This window comes from Streptomyces sp. NPDC041940 (assembly GCF_055589465.1).
Window position 1 is genome coordinate 24,570 of record NZ_JBVJBP010000002.1, and the last position, 14,500, is coordinate 39,069.

9 protein-coding genes are annotated in these 14,500 nt (G+C 70.1%); 3 read left to right on the forward strand and 6 right to left on the reverse strand.

Features of this window, described 5'->3' with window-relative positions:
- Positions 1-123: 123 nt before the first annotated feature.
- Complete coding sequence (locus ACZ6I3_RS04810) at positions 124-3,042, reverse strand: glycoside hydrolase family 48 protein (protein ID WP_469411748.1); 2,919 nt, start codon at positions 3,040-3,042, stop codon at positions 124-126.
- A 407-nt stretch (positions 3,043-3,449) separates the two neighbouring features.
- Here ACZ6I3_RS04810 and ACZ6I3_RS04815 point away from each other — a divergent pair, with 407 nt between their 5' ends.
- Both ACZ6I3_RS04815 and ACZ6I3_RS04820 read left to right on the forward strand, forming a co-directional pair.
- The gene (locus ACZ6I3_RS04815) at positions 3,450-5,171 is read left to right on the forward strand and encodes a glycoside hydrolase family 6 protein (RefSeq protein ID WP_469411750.1); all 1,722 of its coding nucleotides are present in this window, start codon (positions 3,450-3,452) and stop codon (positions 5,169-5,171) included.
- A 149-nt stretch (positions 5,172-5,320) separates the two neighbouring features.
- The gene (locus ACZ6I3_RS04820; protein ID WP_469411752.1) at positions 5,321-6,235 is read left to right on the forward strand and encodes a class I SAM-dependent methyltransferase; all 915 of its coding nucleotides are present in this window, start codon (positions 5,321-5,323) and stop codon (positions 6,233-6,235) included.
- An 84-nt stretch (positions 6,236-6,319) separates the two neighbouring features.
- On the opposite strand, the gene ACZ6I3_RS04825 is transcribed toward ACZ6I3_RS04820, so the two are convergent.
- From ACZ6I3_RS04825 to ACZ6I3_RS04835, 3 genes are all read right to left on the reverse strand, one after another.
- On the reverse strand, positions 6,320-7,111 hold the full coding sequence (locus ACZ6I3_RS04825; protein WP_469412457.1) for an aldo/keto reductase: 792 nt from the start codon (positions 7,109-7,111) through the stop codon (positions 6,320-6,322).
- Between the two features lie 160 nt (positions 7,112-7,271).
- Positions 7,272-9,098: an AMP-dependent synthetase/ligase gene (locus ACZ6I3_RS04830; protein ID WP_469411753.1), complete on the reverse strand. Its 1,827-nt coding sequence runs from the start codon at positions 9,096-9,098 to the stop codon at positions 7,272-7,274.
- 244 nt (positions 9,099-9,342) lie between these two features.
- Positions 9,343-10,221: a LysR substrate-binding domain-containing protein gene (locus ACZ6I3_RS04835; protein ID WP_469411755.1), complete on the reverse strand. Its 879-nt coding sequence runs from the start codon at positions 10,219-10,221 to the stop codon at positions 9,343-9,345.
- Positions 10,222-10,390: 169 nt separating this feature from the next.
- Here ACZ6I3_RS04835 and ACZ6I3_RS04840 point away from each other — a divergent pair, with 169 nt between their 5' ends.
- Positions 10,391-11,404, forward strand: a complete 1,014-nt coding sequence (locus ACZ6I3_RS04840; protein ID WP_469412459.1) for a bile acid:sodium symporter family protein — start codon at positions 10,391-10,393, stop codon at positions 11,402-11,404.
- On the opposite strand, the gene ACZ6I3_RS04845 is transcribed toward ACZ6I3_RS04840, so the two are convergent.
- Both ACZ6I3_RS04845 and ACZ6I3_RS04850 read right to left on the reverse strand, forming a co-directional pair.
- Positions 11,340-12,578, reverse strand: coding sequence for a DUF4185 domain-containing protein (locus ACZ6I3_RS04845; protein WP_469411757.1), 1,239 nt, complete (start codon positions 12,576-12,578; stop codon positions 11,340-11,342). The genes ACZ6I3_RS04840 and ACZ6I3_RS04845 overlap by 65 nt on opposite strands.
- Before the next feature lie 11 nt (positions 12,579-12,589).
- Entirely contained in the window at positions 12,590-14,461 is a 1,872-nt protein-coding gene (locus ACZ6I3_RS04850) for an exo-alpha-sialidase (protein WP_469411759.1), read from the reverse strand.
- Positions 14,462-14,500: the final 39 nt, after the last annotated feature.

Genomic DNA, 14,500 nt, shown 5'->3' on the forward strand with positions numbered 1-14,500 from the left:
GTCAGGTGCAGGGCCAAGCACGCGGAGCTTCGGACGCTGTCTTGGGGGCGCGGGGAACTGCGCGACCAGCCACACACGGCCCGCAGACGACAACCGCACAACCCGCGGAGCGCCCGGCGGGGGCTATTCGAGAAGCTCCGCGTACGAGCCCATGGCAAGCGCGATATCCGCCTGAGCCCAGAACCGGTGATACGTGAACGACGGAACCGCACCGCCCGCCAGATAGCTCTCGATCTTCGACCAGGCGGGATCGTCCTCGTAGAAGGACCGGATCGAGTCGAACGTCGACGACGCGTTGATCGCGTCACCGTTCGGCATCGTGCCCGTCCAGCCACCGGGGATGTACACCGAGTCGTCGAACCGGTTGTAGTCGGCCCGGTTCTCCGGAACGGCGATCCCGAGCGCGTCCTGGTGGTTGTCCCACATCCCGTCCAGCAGCTTCTTCGCCGCCGCACCGGCCTCCGTGTCACCGGAACGGTCGGCGTAGTACGTCAGGGTCTTGGCGTACGAGGCCGCCACACCGACATCGTTCGTGTAGTCGGCGACGGTGACCCGCAGTCCGCTGTTGGAACCCGGGCTGGAGGCGTTCCACGTGTCGGGCTGGCCCGACCACTGCAGCGTCGACGGGATCCGGAACGTGCCGTCCGGGTTGAACGTGGTCTTGGACAGCGCCCAGTCGACCCACTTGTCGAGGACCGTCTTGGCCTGCGCGTTCCCCGTCTGCTGGTACAGCTCGGCGACCCGCTCCATGGACCACGCCTGGAAGCCGAACCACTGGTTGGACGGCGGGTCGTGGTACACCGGCTTCTCGTCGTAGTACATGCCGTAGAACGTCGACTTCCCGGCGGGCGGGGTCGCGTACCGGCCCGCCCAGCTGTTGGTCGCACCGCCGGCGATGGCACCCTCGCTCGACTGCAGCCAGCGGTAGAACTCCAGCTGCCGTTCCATGGACTTGGACCAGTCGGCCGCGCCCGTCGCCGACTTGGGCTTCAGCGGGGCGTAGTTGCCGAGCGCGTAGGCCGCGAGGGGGTTCTGGTAGCCGCCGTGGGCGTGGCTGGAGCCGATGCGCCAGGCCCAGCCGGCCGAGGTGTCGGTGGCGCCGCCCCAGGCGTAGTACCAGGACATCAGATAGTGCGAGGCGTCCTTGCCGGTGCCCGCCGGGCAGGTGGAGGGCCCGACACAGTTGCCGATCTTCTTGAAGTACTTGTCGAACATCGAGTAGCGCAGGTAGTCGCCCATCTTGGCGGCCTTGCCGACCGTCGCGGAGACATCCCCGCCCTTGCCCTGCTCCTTCGCCCACAGGTCGGCCCAGTAGGCGGCCTGCACGGCCCGGGCGTCGGCGTCCGGAGCGTTGGTGAACTTCCACTGCTTGGCGTAGGAGGCGTCACCGGTGAACAGGTCCAGATAGCCGTTCTTGCCGCCGTACTTGAAGGCGTCACAGGTCGGCTGCGGCACCGTCTCCCACACCGACTCCTGCGAGCCGCGCTGGAAGGTGTTGATGTACGACGGGCCGGTGTCCGAGGGGCCCGCCTCGCACTTGCCGGGCGAGTTGCCGTAGCCGTAGACGTTGTCGACGTCCTGCAGCCAGTGCATGCCGTAGACGTCGTCCGTGCCGTACGCGCTCTTCAGCTCGGCCGCGATCGGGTCTCGGCCGACCGAGGCGCCGGTGTCGAGCTTGGCCGGGTACTCGTTCGGGGTGTCCAGCTCGGGCGCGTAGGTCGCCGGCTTGGACGCGTTGTAGAAGGAGTTGGTCGGCTGGTCGGCGCGGGTGGGGATCATGTACTTCTCCATGAGGTCCCACGCGCCGTTGAACTTGGCCCAGTCGCCGGTCACCTTGCCGTACATGGCCTGGAGCCACAGGAGGTAGCTGTACGCCTCCGAGGTGGTCTCGTGGCCGTGGTCCGGCGCCTCGACGATCAGTGTCTCGACCGAGTGGTAGGGGATGCCCTCGGGGGAGAAGTAGCCGTTCGCCGGGTTGGTGATCTTCCCGTAGAGCTCCAGGAAGCGGGCGTCGTAGACCTTCGCCGCCGCCAGCTGGGTCACGGTGACCGAGGCCTTGGCGTGGCCCGTCGCCGTCGACTCGAAGACCGCCGAGCCGGTGCCGGAGTTGGCGGCGGTGACGGTCACCTTCTGCGCGGTGTTCCAGTTCTGCGGGGTGAAGGTGAGCGAGGCGCCGGACGTGACCGACAGGCCCGAGTTTCCGCTCGCGCGAGCCGACGCCACCGTCACGCTGGACGCCGGCTGCTTGGACAGCTTCACCTCGTAGGTGCCCGACTTGCCCGACTGGACGCCCAGTTGCAGCGGCGAGGCGACGACGGTCGGACCGGAGGAGACCGTGATGCCGACCGGGGTGGAGTTGGCGGATGCGCCCATGCTGTCGTACGCCTTCGCCACCAGGGAATGACTGCCCACGGTCAAGTTGGAAACGGAAAGCGAGTAGGGCGCGCTCGTGTCCGTGCCCAGCAGCGTGGTGTCGTCGTAGAACTCCACCTTGCTGATCGTGGCGCTGTCCGCGGCGGCGGCCGTGGCCGCCAGCGGGACGGCCTGACCCTGGGTGTAGACGGCGCCGGCGGACGGGCTGGTCAGCACGGCGATCGGCGGCTGGTGCGCGCCGGTGCAGGCGGTGCCGTTGACCGAGAAGGACGCCGGAGCGGCGTTGGTGCCGCTGTAGGTGAACTGGGCGCCGGTGGAGACGGCGGCGCCCGCGGCGACCCGCGCGTTGTGGGGGGCGTTCTTGACGGTGACGTTCTGACCGGACTGCGACCAGGTGCCGTTCCAGCCGTTCCCCAGCTTCTGGTTGCCGGAGTAGGCGTAGGTCAGCGTCCAGCCGTCGATGGCGTCCGTGCCGCGGTTGGTGAGGGTCAGATCCGCGGTGAAGCCGGAGCCCCAGTCGTTCGTCTTGTAATCGACACTGCACTGAAGTGCGGCCGCCTGCGCGGGAGTCGACCCTGAGGAGAGCATCGTCAACGGAAGCGCGAGAGCTGCGACGGCGGCGATCCACACGCGCCGCACCGCTCCGCGTCTCCGGGGTGGGGGATGCATGGTGCTGGTTCCTCCTTGCGGCTCGGAGAAGTCAAGGCTTGAACCAGTGGGAGCGCTCCCATAGTGAGGAAGGGTGTGGTATCGGTCAAGGGGTTGAAGAGTCGAAAAGATTCGACGCCCCGGGTTGAGCGAAAGTCAGCGACTCCCCTGTTCTTTGCTGACACTTGGCGCTACCTTCCTTGACACCAGTGGGAGCGGTTCCATCAGTCGACGCGTCCGTCACGGCGTGCCCGGCCTGCAAGGAGTCGCTCATGCGACACCTCTCGCGTTCAGTACTTTGAGCCGCCCTCAGCGCGGTCGTCCCCGTCTGCGCGAGTGCCATGCCGGGTTCCTCAGTTCCTCATGTCCTTGTCGGAGCGCGCCCTGAACAGCTGACACCCTCACCAGCGAAAGGGAAACCCGCACTCATGAGCCGTACGAGAACAGCGTTACTGGCCGCCATGGCCCTGGTCGCCGGCGCGACCGGCACGGCGTTCGCCGTCGACCCCGGCGGCGCCGACATCGCCGCCGTCCCCTGCACCGTCGACTACAAGATCCAGAACGAGTGGAGCACCGGCTTCACCGCCGCCGTGACCGTCACCAACAACAGCGCCGCCAAGTCGTCGTGGTCTGTGAAGTGGTCCTACGCCGGCAACCAGAAGGTCACCAGCGGCTGGAACGCCAAGCTGAGCCAGAGCGGTGCCGCCGTCACCGCGGCCAACGAGAGCTACAACGCCCAGCTCGCGACCGGTGCTTCGGTCAGCTTCGGCTTCCAGGGCAGTTACAGCGGCAGCAACGCGATCCCGGGCACATTCACCCTCGACGGCGTCACCTGCAACGTCGACGACGGCGGCAACCCGGGGCCGACCGACCCGCCGGGTCCGGGCGGCCCCTCCAACCGGGTCGACAACCCCTATGCCGGCGCCAAGGTGTACGTGAACCCGGAGTGGTCCGCGAAGGCCGCCGCCGAGCCGGGCGGCAGCCGCGTCTCCGGCCAGCCGACGGGTGTCTGGCTGGACCGGATCGCCGCGATCAACGGCGCGGGCGGCAAGATGGGCCTGCGCGCCCACCTCGACGAGGCGCTGCGCCAGAAGGGCTCCGGCGAACTCGTCGTCCAGCTCGTCATCTACAACCTGCCCGGCCGTGACTGCGCCGCCCTCGCCTCCAACGGCGAGCTCGGCCCGACGGAGATCGACAAGTACAAGACGCAGTACATCGACCCGATCAAGGCGATCCTCGCCGACTCGAAGTACGCCTCGCTGCGGATCGTCACCACCGTCGAGATCGACTCGCTGCCGAACCTCGTCACCAACACCGGCAGCCGCCCGACGGCCACCCCGCAGTGCGACGTGATGAAGGCCAACGGCAACTACGTCAAGGGTGTCGGCTACGCGCTGAACAAGCTCGGCGACGTGGCGAACGTCTACAACTACGTCGACGCCGGGCACCACGGCTGGATCGGCTGGGACGACAACTTCGGTGCCTCCGCGACCCTGTTCAAGGAGGCGGCGTCCGCCGAGGGCGCCACGGTGAACGACGTCCACGGCTTCATCACCAACACGGCCAACTACAGCGCCCTGAAGGAGAACAACTTCACCATCAACGACAACGTGGCCGGCAAGTCCGTCCGCGAGTCGAAGTGGGTGGACTGGAACCGCTACACGGACGAGCAGTCCTTCGCCCAGGGCTTCCGCAACCAACTGGTCTCCGTGGGCTTCCCGTCCTCCATCGGCATGCTGATCGACACCTCCCGCAACGGCTGGGGCGGCTCGGCCCGGCCCAGCGGACCCGGTGCGCAGACCTCCGTCGACACCTACGTCAACGGCGGCCGCTACGACCGCCGCATCCACGTCGGCAACTGGTGCAACCAGTCCGGAGCCGGCCTCGGCGAGCGGCCCCAGGCCGGTCCGGCCGCGGGGATCGACGCCTATGTGTGGATGAAGCCGCCGGGCGAGTCCGACGGGGCGAGCAAGGAGATCGCCAACGACGAGGGCAAGGGCTTCGACCGGATGTGCGACCCGACCTACACGGGCAACCCGCGCAACGGCAACAACCTGTCCGGTTCCCTCGCGGACGCGCCGCTGTCCGGGCACTGGTTCTCCGCCCAGTTCAGGCAGCTGATGCAGAACGCGTACCCGCCGCTGCCCTGACCGGCTGACACCCCGTCCCCACGGGTCCGCCGGGGCTTCGGCCCCGGCGGTTCGGTGTGCCCGGATTTTTTGCGGGAGCGGCAACAGCGGTGGCCTTCTCCCGGTGCGTCGGCGCAGTCTGGCGGCATCCGAGGGAGAGGCTGACCACCATGGCGCACGACCACGACCGTCACGACCACGACCACGACCACGATCGTCACCACCACGACCGTCACGACCACACGCACCTCGACTGGGCCGGGATGGCTCCGAGGCTGGAGTCCCAGGCAGAGCTGTTCGCTTCCCTGTACGAGCGGGCCATGGGCTGGCTGGCGCACGAGGTGACCGAGCCGGGCCTGATCGTCGACGTGGGCAGCGGCCCGGGCGTCGTGTCGTGTCTGTTCGCCGAGACGTTCCCGGGCGCGCGGATCGTCGCGGTGGACGGCTCCGAGCCGCTGCTGGAGCGGGCGCGGGCACGCGCCGAGCGGCTGGGCGTCGCCGACCGCTTCGGCACGATCGCCGGTGAACTCCCGGGCGTACTCGAAGAGTTGGACTACCCGGCCGACCTGCTCTGGGCGAGCCGCAGTCTGCACCACCTCGGTGACCAGCGGGCCGCGCTCGCCGCGTTCGCGGCCCGGCTGGCGCCCGGCGGCACGCTGGCCCTCATGGAGGGCGGCCTGCCCCCGCGGTATCTGCCGCGCGACATCGGTATCGGCCGGCCCGGGCTCCAGGCGCGGCTCGACGCGCTGGAGGCGGAGTGGTTCACGCGGATGCGGACGGAGCTGCCGGGCTATGTCGCGGAGACGGAGGACTGGCCGGCCCTGCTGGCGTCGGCGGGGCTGAAGCCGGGCCGGACGCACACCTTCCTGCTGGACCTTCCCGCGCCCGTCTCGGACCGGGCCCGGGACTATGTCGTCGGGTCACTGTCCCATCTGCGGGAGCGGATTCCGGAGGGCTTCGACGCGGACGATCTCGCCACCCTCGACCGGCTTCTCGATCCCGACGACGAGGCGGGTCTGTACCGGCGGTCCGATCTGTTCGTGCTGGAGGCGCACACGGTGCACACGGCGGTTCGGGCGGTCTGAGCAGCACCCCCACCGTCCCCGAACAGCACGACTGCCCGCAGCCGGATGTCAGGCCGCGGGCAGTCGCAGGGGCCGGGAGAGGGCTCAGGCTCCGTCGAACGTCGCCGGGTCCGGGCCGATGCGGCGGTCCTCGTTGAGGGCGCTGATGGCCGCCAGGTCCTCGGTGTCCAGCTCGAAGTCGAAGACCTCGATGTTCTCCTTGATCCGCGACGGCGTCACGGACTTCGGGATCACCACGTTGCCCAGCTGGATGTGCCAGCGGAGCACGACCTGGGCCGGCGTGCGGTTGTGCTTCTGGGCGATGGCCACGACCGCCGGAACCTCCAGCAGGCCCTTGCCCTGGCCGAGCGGCGACCAGGCCTCCGTGGCGATGCCCTGCGCCGCGTGGAACTCACGGGAGGCGCTCTGCTGCAGGTGCGGGTGCAGCTCGATCTGGTTCACGGCCGGGACGACCGACGTCTCGCCGATCAGCCGCTCCAGGTGCTCCGGCAGGAAGTTGGAGACACCGATGGCCCGGATCCGGCCGTCGGCGTGCAGCTTCTCGAACGCCTTGTACGTGTCGACGTACGTCCCCTTGGCCGGCAGCGGCCAGTGGATGAGGTACAGGTCGACGAAGTCCAGGCCCAGCTTCTCCAGCGACGTGTCGAAGGCGCGCAGCGTGGAGTCGTACCCCTGGTCGGCGTTCCAGAGCTTGGTGGTGACGAAGAGCTCCTCGCGGGGGAGACCGGCGGCGGCGATGGCCTTGCCGGTGCCCTCCTCGTTGCCGTAGATCGCCGCTGTGTCGATGCTGCGGTACCCGGCCTCCAGCGCCGTCGCGACGGCCGACTCGGCCTCGTCGTCCGGCACCTGCCAGACGCCGAACCCCAGCTGGGGCATCTCGATGCCGTTGTTCAGGGTGATCTGGGGGACCTTGCTCACGAGCTCTCGATCCTTAGGTTTGTGGTCGGGTGTACTCCCATCGTCAACGATCACGAGCCGTGATGCATTCCTGACGGGAGAATTCAGACGGGTGGCACACCGTCCGTTAACAGGCAGTTCATGCCCGGTAGAGGGCCTCGACCTCGTTCTCGTACGCCTTTTCGATCGCCTTGCGCTTCAGCTTCAGGGACGGGGTCAGCAGCCCGTGCTCCTCGGTGAACGGCTGGGCCAGGATGCGGAAGGTGCGGATCGACTCGGCCTGCGAGACCAGGGTGTTCGCCGCGACCACCGCGCGTCGCACCTCCGTCTCCAGGTCCGCGTCCCGCACCAGCTCCGCCGCGGACAGCTGCGGCTTGTTCCGCATCGCCAGCCAGTGCTCCACGGCCTCCTGGTCGAGGGTCACGAGGGCCGCGATGTAGGGGCGGTCGTTGCCGACGACGATGCACTGGTTGACCAGCGGATGGTCCCGGACGCGTTCCTCCAGCACACCGGGCGAAACGCTCTTGCCGCCCGATGTGACCAGGATCTCCTTCTTGCGGCCGGTGATGGTGAGGTAGCCGTCCTCGTCGAGCGAGCCGAGGTCGCCGGTGGCCAGCCAGCCGTCGTGCAGGGTCTGGTCCGTGGCCTTGGGGTTGTTGAGGTAGCCCTGGAAGACGTTCTGGCCGTGCAGCCAGATCTCGCCGTCGTCCGCGAGGTGCACGGTCATGCCCGGGATGGGCTGGCCGACCGTGCCGAACCGGGTGCGGCCGGGCGGGTTGGCGGTCGCGGCGGCCGTCGACTCGGTCAGGCCGTAGCCCTCGTAGATGTGGACGCCCGCCCCGGCCCAGAACAGGCCGAGCCGTCGGTCCATCGCCGAGCCGCCCGACATGGCGTGCCGGATCCGGCCGCCCATCGCGGCCCGGATCTTGGAGTAGACGAGCTTGTCGAACAGCTGGTGCTGCATGCGCAGCCCCGCCGAGGGGCCGGGGCCGATGCCCCAGGCCTTGGCCTCGACGGCGTCCGCGTACTTGATCGCGATGTCCACGGCCTTCTCGAACGGGCCGGAGCGGCCCTCCTTCTCGGCCTTGCGGCGGGACGCGTTGAACACCTTCTCGAAGATGTACGGCACGGCCAGGAAGAACGTCGGCTTGAACGCGGCCAGATCGGGCAGCAGGGCCGCCGCGTTGAGCTGGGGCTGATGGCCGAATTTCACCCCACCGCGAATCGCCGCGACCTGGACCATCCGCCCGAAGACGTGTGCGAGCGGCAGGAAGAGCAGGGTGGCGGCCTCGTCGCCCCGCTTGGAGTGGAACACCGGCTCCCAGCGCTCGATGACGGTGTCCGCCTCGTAGGCGAAGTTGCCGTGCGTGATGACACAGCCCTTGGGGCGTCCGGTCGTGCCCGAGGTGTAGATGATCGTGGCGACCGACTCGGGGGTGACGGCCTGCCGGTGGCGGTGCACCACCTCGTCGTCGAGGTGCGCGCCGGCGTCGTACAGCTCGTGCACGGCACCCGAGTCGAGCTGCCACAGGCGGCGCAGCTGCGGCAGCCGGTCGATGACGGTGGCGATCGTCATCGCGTGGTCCTCGTGCTCCACGATCGCGGCCGTCACCTCGGCGTCGTACAGCATCCAGAAACACTGCTCGGCCGAGGACGTCGGGTAGACCGGCACCACCTGGGCGCCGATCGTCCACAGCGCGTAGTCGAAGAGCGTCCACTCGTAGCGCGTACGGGACATGATCGCGACCCGGTCACCGAACCGGATGCCGCTCGCCAGCAGCCCCTTGGCCAGGGCGAGCACCTCGTCGCGGAACTCGGCGGCGGTGACATCCCGCCAGTACCCCGTGTCGTCCTTGCGGCCCAGGGCGATGTACAGCGGGTCTTCCTGGGCATGCTGGAAGACCACGTCGGCCAGACCGCCCACCGGAGGTGCCAACGCCAACGGAGGGTTGGTGAACTCGCGCAAACCCCGCTCCCCGCTCCTCAGCGCTTCTGTTGAGTGACGCTCCGCACAGCGCCGTGAAAGCTACCCCACCCGGCCAGGGGTGCGGGAGGGGCGCGAAGCCGAGCAACGCTCTGGTTCGCGCTGGTCAACGCGGGAAAATGCGCTCAGACAGGGAAGGGTCGGACAGATTACTGACGGTTGAGTAAGTTTCGGTGCCGTAATCTCCACTGAATCTGTACGACCCTGCCACGGCCCGGCGTACGCCTCACAGGCCCTTCGGCGCACTGCGGTGCAGCCGGTCCCCGCCCGCCAGGATCGCCGCGGCCAGGGCGTCCGCCGCACCCTGCGCGGAGGGGCGGCGCCGGCCGTGGACCACCACGAAGTCGACCTGGCCCAACTCGGGCAGCCCCGCCCGGTCCGGGACCCGGACCAGGCCCGGCGGGATGAGGCCGCGGGAGTGGGCCATCACGCCGAGGCCCGCGCGGGCCGCCGCGACGAGGCCGTTGAGGCTGCCGCTGGTGCACACCACACGCCACTCGCGGCCCTGCCGCTCCAGCGCCTCCAGCGCGAGCGCGCGGGTGATGCCCGGCGGCGGGTAGACGATCAGCGGCACCGGGCGGTCCGGGTCGAGCCGGAGGCGTTCCGCGCCGATCCACACCAGCCTGTCGTGCCGGACCAGCTCGCCGTGCGGGTCCTCGGGGCGCCGCTTGGCCAGGACGAGGTCCAGCTTCCCGGCCGCCAGCTGCTCGTGCAGCGTGCCCGACAGTTCGACCGTGAGTTCCAGGTCGACCTCCGGGTGGTCGTGCCGGAAGCCCTCGAGGATCTCGGGCAGCCGGGTCAGCACGAAGTCCTCGGAGGCGCCGAAGCGCAGCCGGCCGCGCAGCCGGGTGCCCGTGAAGAACGCCGTCGCCTGCTCGTGCACCTCCAGGATCCGGCGTGCGAAACCGAGCATGGCCTCGCCGTCCTCCGTCAGCTCCACCGAGTGCGTGTCCCGGGTGAACAGCGTCCGCCCGGTGGCGTCCTCCAGTCGCCGCACATGCTGGCTGACCGTCGACTGCCGCAGCCCGAGCCGCCGCGCGGCCTGCGTGAAGCTCAGCGTCTGCGCCACCGACAGGAAGGTGCGCAGATGGGACGGCTCGTACATGTCCCTCAGGCTATCGCTTATCGCGGAACGCGATGGCAGTAAGAGCGGTATACGGGATTCCCGATCGCCGGTCCGCGGAGCAGGATGGGAGGGGGCCTCCCCGGCCTTGTACCGCCTGTACGTACCGAGCAAGTGGAGCACCGTGAAACGCCTGCGCCGGCCGCGCCGGATGCCGATCGACCCGTTCATCCTTCTCCTGCTGGCGACCGTGGGAGTCGCCGCGCTCCTCCCGGCCCGCGGGTTGGTCGCCGATGTGGCGTCCGGGGCCTCCACGGCGGCGATCGCCTTCCTGTTCTTCCTCTACGGAGCCCGGCTCTCCACCCGGGAGGCGCTGGACGGCATGCGGCACTGGCGGCTCCACCTCACGGTCCTGGCCGCCACCTTCGTCGTCTTCCCGCTGCTCGGCCTCGCGGCCCGCGGGCTGGTGCCGGTGATCCTCACGGACCCCCTCTACCAAGGGCTGCTCTTCCTCACGCTCGTCCCCTCGACCGTCCAGTCGTCGATCGCCTTCACCTCGATGGCCCGCGGCAACGTGCCCGCCGCGATCTGCGCGGGCTCCTTCTCCTCCCTCATCGGCATCATCGCCACCCCGCTGCTCGCGGCCTCGCTGCTCGGCGGCAGCGGAGGCGGGTTCTCCGCGGACTCGCTGCTGAAGATCGTGCTGCAACTGCTGGTGCCGTTCCTCGCCGGACAGCTGCTGCGCCGCTGGATCGGCGGCTTCGTCACCCGCCACAAGAAGGTCCTCGGGCTCGTGGACCGCGGCTCGATCCTGCTCGTCGTCTACACCGCGTTCAGCCAGGGCATGGTGCAGGGCATCTGGCACCAGGTCAGCCCCGCCCGGCTGGGTGCGCTGCTCGGCGTCGAGGCCGTGATCCTCGCCGTGATGCTGCTGCTGACCTGGTACGGCGGCAAGGGGCTCGGCTTCAGCCGGGAGGACCGGATCACTCTGCAGTTCGCCGGATCGAAGAAGTCCCTGGCCTCCGGACTGCCCATGGCGAGCGTCCTGTTCGGCGCGCACGCCTCGCTGGCCGTGCTGCCGCTGATGCTCTTCCACCAGATGCAGCTGATGGTGTGCGCGGTGATCGCCAAACGCCGCTCGCACGACCCGCGTACGGAGGTCACCTCGCCGGAGCCAGCCGCAGAGACACGAACCGCGGTCGGTACAGGGACACGTTCCGGCTGAGCTGGGCCGCCGCGCCGGTCGTCTCCAGCCAGTTGACGTCGTAGCTCAGCACGAGCCGCCCGTCGCCGCTCAGCACCGGATGGGCCTGCGGGTTGTAGGCGGCCACCTGGCCCTGCGGCAGCGACGGACTGAACTCCTTCGCCGGCCCGTGCCAGGGCCCGGCCGGGGAGCACGCCCAGTACGAGGCCACGGTGGTCAGGCCCTTGGTGCCCGCGGCCATCGTGAACAGCACGTAGGTGCCGCCGTCCCGGACGACCGAGAACGCGCTGCCCACGCCCCTGCGCTGCCCGTCCCCGAGCACCGGCCGGGGGCGGGCGGCGGCCGTCCACGCCGAGCCGTTCCAGTACCGCCAGGCCGCCGGATCCCCGAGCCCGCCCTCCCGTACGCGCGCCACGTACGCGTGCGAGGCAGGGCGGGAGGCGGCCTGGCCGTCGTCGCCGCCGAAGACGTACGTCCAGCCGTCCTCCTCGACCAGCGTCGTGCCGAACAGCACCCGCCGGGACGGGTCGGGGACCAGCTGCTGGTCCAGCACCTTGACGATCGACTCCAGGCGCAGAGCGGGCAGCGACAGGGTGGCGACCTCGGTCGCGGTGGGCACGCCGTAGATCCACGGGGCCTGCCCCGCCGTGCGCACCCACAGCAGCACCCGGACGACCTGCTCGGAGGAGCCGGGGGAGCGGGGTTCGACGCGGGCGGCGACCGGCCAGCGCCACTGGTTCGGCGCCGGATCGGCGAACAGCGGGGCGGGCAGGGTGGTTTCGAGCCTGCCGTCGCGCATCAGCACGGCCGAGTTGCGCACCAGCGGCTCGGCCGTGTCCCGCCAGGCGTAGGACTCGCCGGCCGGGTTGGGCGGGCCGTACACCCGGCCCAGGAAGGTGTCCGAGAACAGCCACAGCACCCGGCCGTCCGGCAGCCGCAGCGAGTGGGTGCCGTCGCCGCCGGTCCAGTCGTCGCTGCGGCTCGCGTCGTCGCCGTAGCGGGCGAACTCGGCGGTGAGGCCGTCGTCCGCCTGCCAGGAGTCCACCGTCCGTGCCCGGCAGCCGCCGTCGTCGTCCGGACTCTCGTCCTCCGGCAGGGCGAAGAGCAGGGCGGCACCGAGAACCAGGATTAGCGACAGGCCGATCCCGGTTCCGGTGCGCTGTCGTGCTCGTGCTGCGTCTGCGTCGTCGGGCACGTTCCGTGACGTTAGTTGCTGCCGCTCACCTGGTCCATGGGCAGCCACAGCACGGTGCCCCCGGCGGCCGCCTTCGCGGCGCCGGACGCCAACTCCTCGTCGGACAGCGCCCGGTTCCAGACGCGGACGTCGTCGATCGCCCCGCTGAGGAACGCCCTGCTGTCCATGCGCTGACCCACGTGCACGCCGAACGGGGAGTTGCGGCTGACCGAGCCCGGCACGTCCGTGGTGGTGACCGGCGCCCCGTCGAGGAAGAGCGTCAGTTGCCCTCCGCCCCGGCGCAGCGCCAGATGGTGCCAGCCGCCGTCGTTGTGGGCTCCGTCGGTCCACACCGAGGCCGACCTGACGGTCGTCGCGCCCGACCGGGTGGTGATCAACCCGCGGACCCGGTTGCTCGCCGGCTCCCCGCGCAGCCAGATCTGCGGCTGGGTGCTGCCGATGCCGCCCATCCACAGGAAGGGCTGTTCGCCGGTCGTGGCCGTGTAGCGGAAGAACAGCGAGGCCGTGAAGTCGCCTTCGCCGAGCGGGAGCCGGGACCGGTACGGCAGTCGTACGGCGTCGTCGGTGCCGTCGAAGGACAGCGCACCGCCGCGCACGCCGGTGGTCCGGGCGGCGCCGCCGAGCACGGCCGCGGGTGTCGCCACCGACGCGGCGTCACGGGTGGTCGGGTCGGGGCCCCGGCGCGGTTTCAGCCAGTCCTCGGTGAAGCGGGCGAACCGGATCTCGTCGCGGGCGTCGACCGCTCCGCCCTCGTACAGCAGGCCCACGGTCGTGCCGTCGACGGCCGCCATGTCGGAGTAGCCGGACCAGTCGGTGGTGACGACCGTGCCCCGGTCCACGCTGTCCCAGGTGCGCCCGCCGTCGTAGGAGGAGCGGACCATCATCGTCCGGCGGCGGTCGGGGTCGGCCGGAGCGGACAGCAGCAGCCGGTCGCCCAGGCGCACGGTCGCGCCCTGGACCTGCGGGGTGTAGAGGTCCGGGAGGTCGCGGAAGGGCGTGGCGAAGCTGTCGCCGCCGTCCCGGCTGAGGGTCTGGGAGCGGTGGCCCAGATCGGTGCCGTCCTGTTCCCGGCCGCTGACGAGTACGGCGCCGTCGGTGCGTTCGGTGAGCGTCACCTCGGACGGCTTCTGACGGAACGTGCCGTCGAGGGCTATGGGCCAGGAGTCCGTGGCGCCGACCCGCCAGTGGTCGCCGCCGTCGTCGCTGACGATGAGCGCGGCGTGGTTCGCGGTGACCCGGCCGCCGTCCCATGTCTCGGTGTTGACACCGAACACGAGCCGCCCGGCGTGCTTGCCGCGGGTGAGCTGGATGCCGTGCACGGGACCCGTGGCGTACCAGGAGTTCCAGTGCGCGGGCAGGATCTGGTCGCTCAGGTCGCGCGGCTTCGACCAGGTCCTGCCGTCGTCGTCGCTGTACTGCAGATGAGGGGTGCGGTCGCAGGGGACGGTGCAGTTCCCGGCGTCCGTACGGCCGGTGTTGTACGTCTCGGCCAGCAGGATCCGGCCGGTCCTGCGGTCCACGAGGGGCGCGGGGTTGCCGTGTGTGTCGCCGGCGCCCTCGGTGACGACCTGGAGCGGTCCCCAGGTGCGGCCGCCGTCGGTGGAGCGCTTGAGGACGAGGTCGATGTCGGCCGCGTCACCGCAGTTGAGGACGCGGCCCTCGGCGAAGGCGAGCAGCGTGCCGGTCGTGGTCCGCACGATCGCCGGGATCCGGAAGCAGGCGTAGCCGGGGTCCTGGGAGGCCTTGAAGAGGACCTGCTGTTCGAACTCCGGTAAGGCCGTGGCCGGTCGGGCCTGGGCGGGGAGGGCCGGCGCGAGCAGCGCTGCGGCGGCGAGAGCGGCTGTCAGGGTGGATCTCAGACGTGCGCGAAGACTTGACGGCATGGTGCGACCTGCCCTTCATGCGTCTGTCGGCTGGACCAC

Coding starts and splice junctions, on each gene's coding strand:
- ACZ6I3_RS04825 (WP_469412457.1), bottom strand. CDS start 7,111: ATGCCCCAGCTGGGGTTCGGCGTCTGGCAGGTGCCGGACGACGAGGCC.
- ACZ6I3_RS04810 (WP_469411748.1), bottom strand. CDS start 3,042: ATGCATCCCCCACCCCGGAGACGCGGAGCGGTGCGGCGCGTGTGGATC.
- ACZ6I3_RS04815 (WP_469411750.1), top strand. CDS start 3,450: ATGAGCCGTACGAGAACAGCGTTACTGGCCGCCATGGCCCTGGTCGCC.
- ACZ6I3_RS04850 (WP_469411759.1), bottom strand. CDS start 14,461: ATGCCGTCAAGTCTTCGCGCACGTCTGAGATCCACCCTGACAGCCGCT.
- ACZ6I3_RS04835 (WP_469411755.1), bottom strand. CDS start 10,221: ATGTACGAGCCGTCCCATCTGCGCACCTTCCTGTCGGTGGCGCAGACG.
- ACZ6I3_RS04840 (WP_469412459.1), top strand. CDS start 10,391: ATGCCGATCGACCCGTTCATCCTTCTCCTGCTGGCGACCGTGGGAGTC.
- ACZ6I3_RS04820 (WP_469411752.1), top strand. CDS start 5,321: ATGGCGCACGACCACGACCGTCACGACCACGACCACGACCACGATCGT.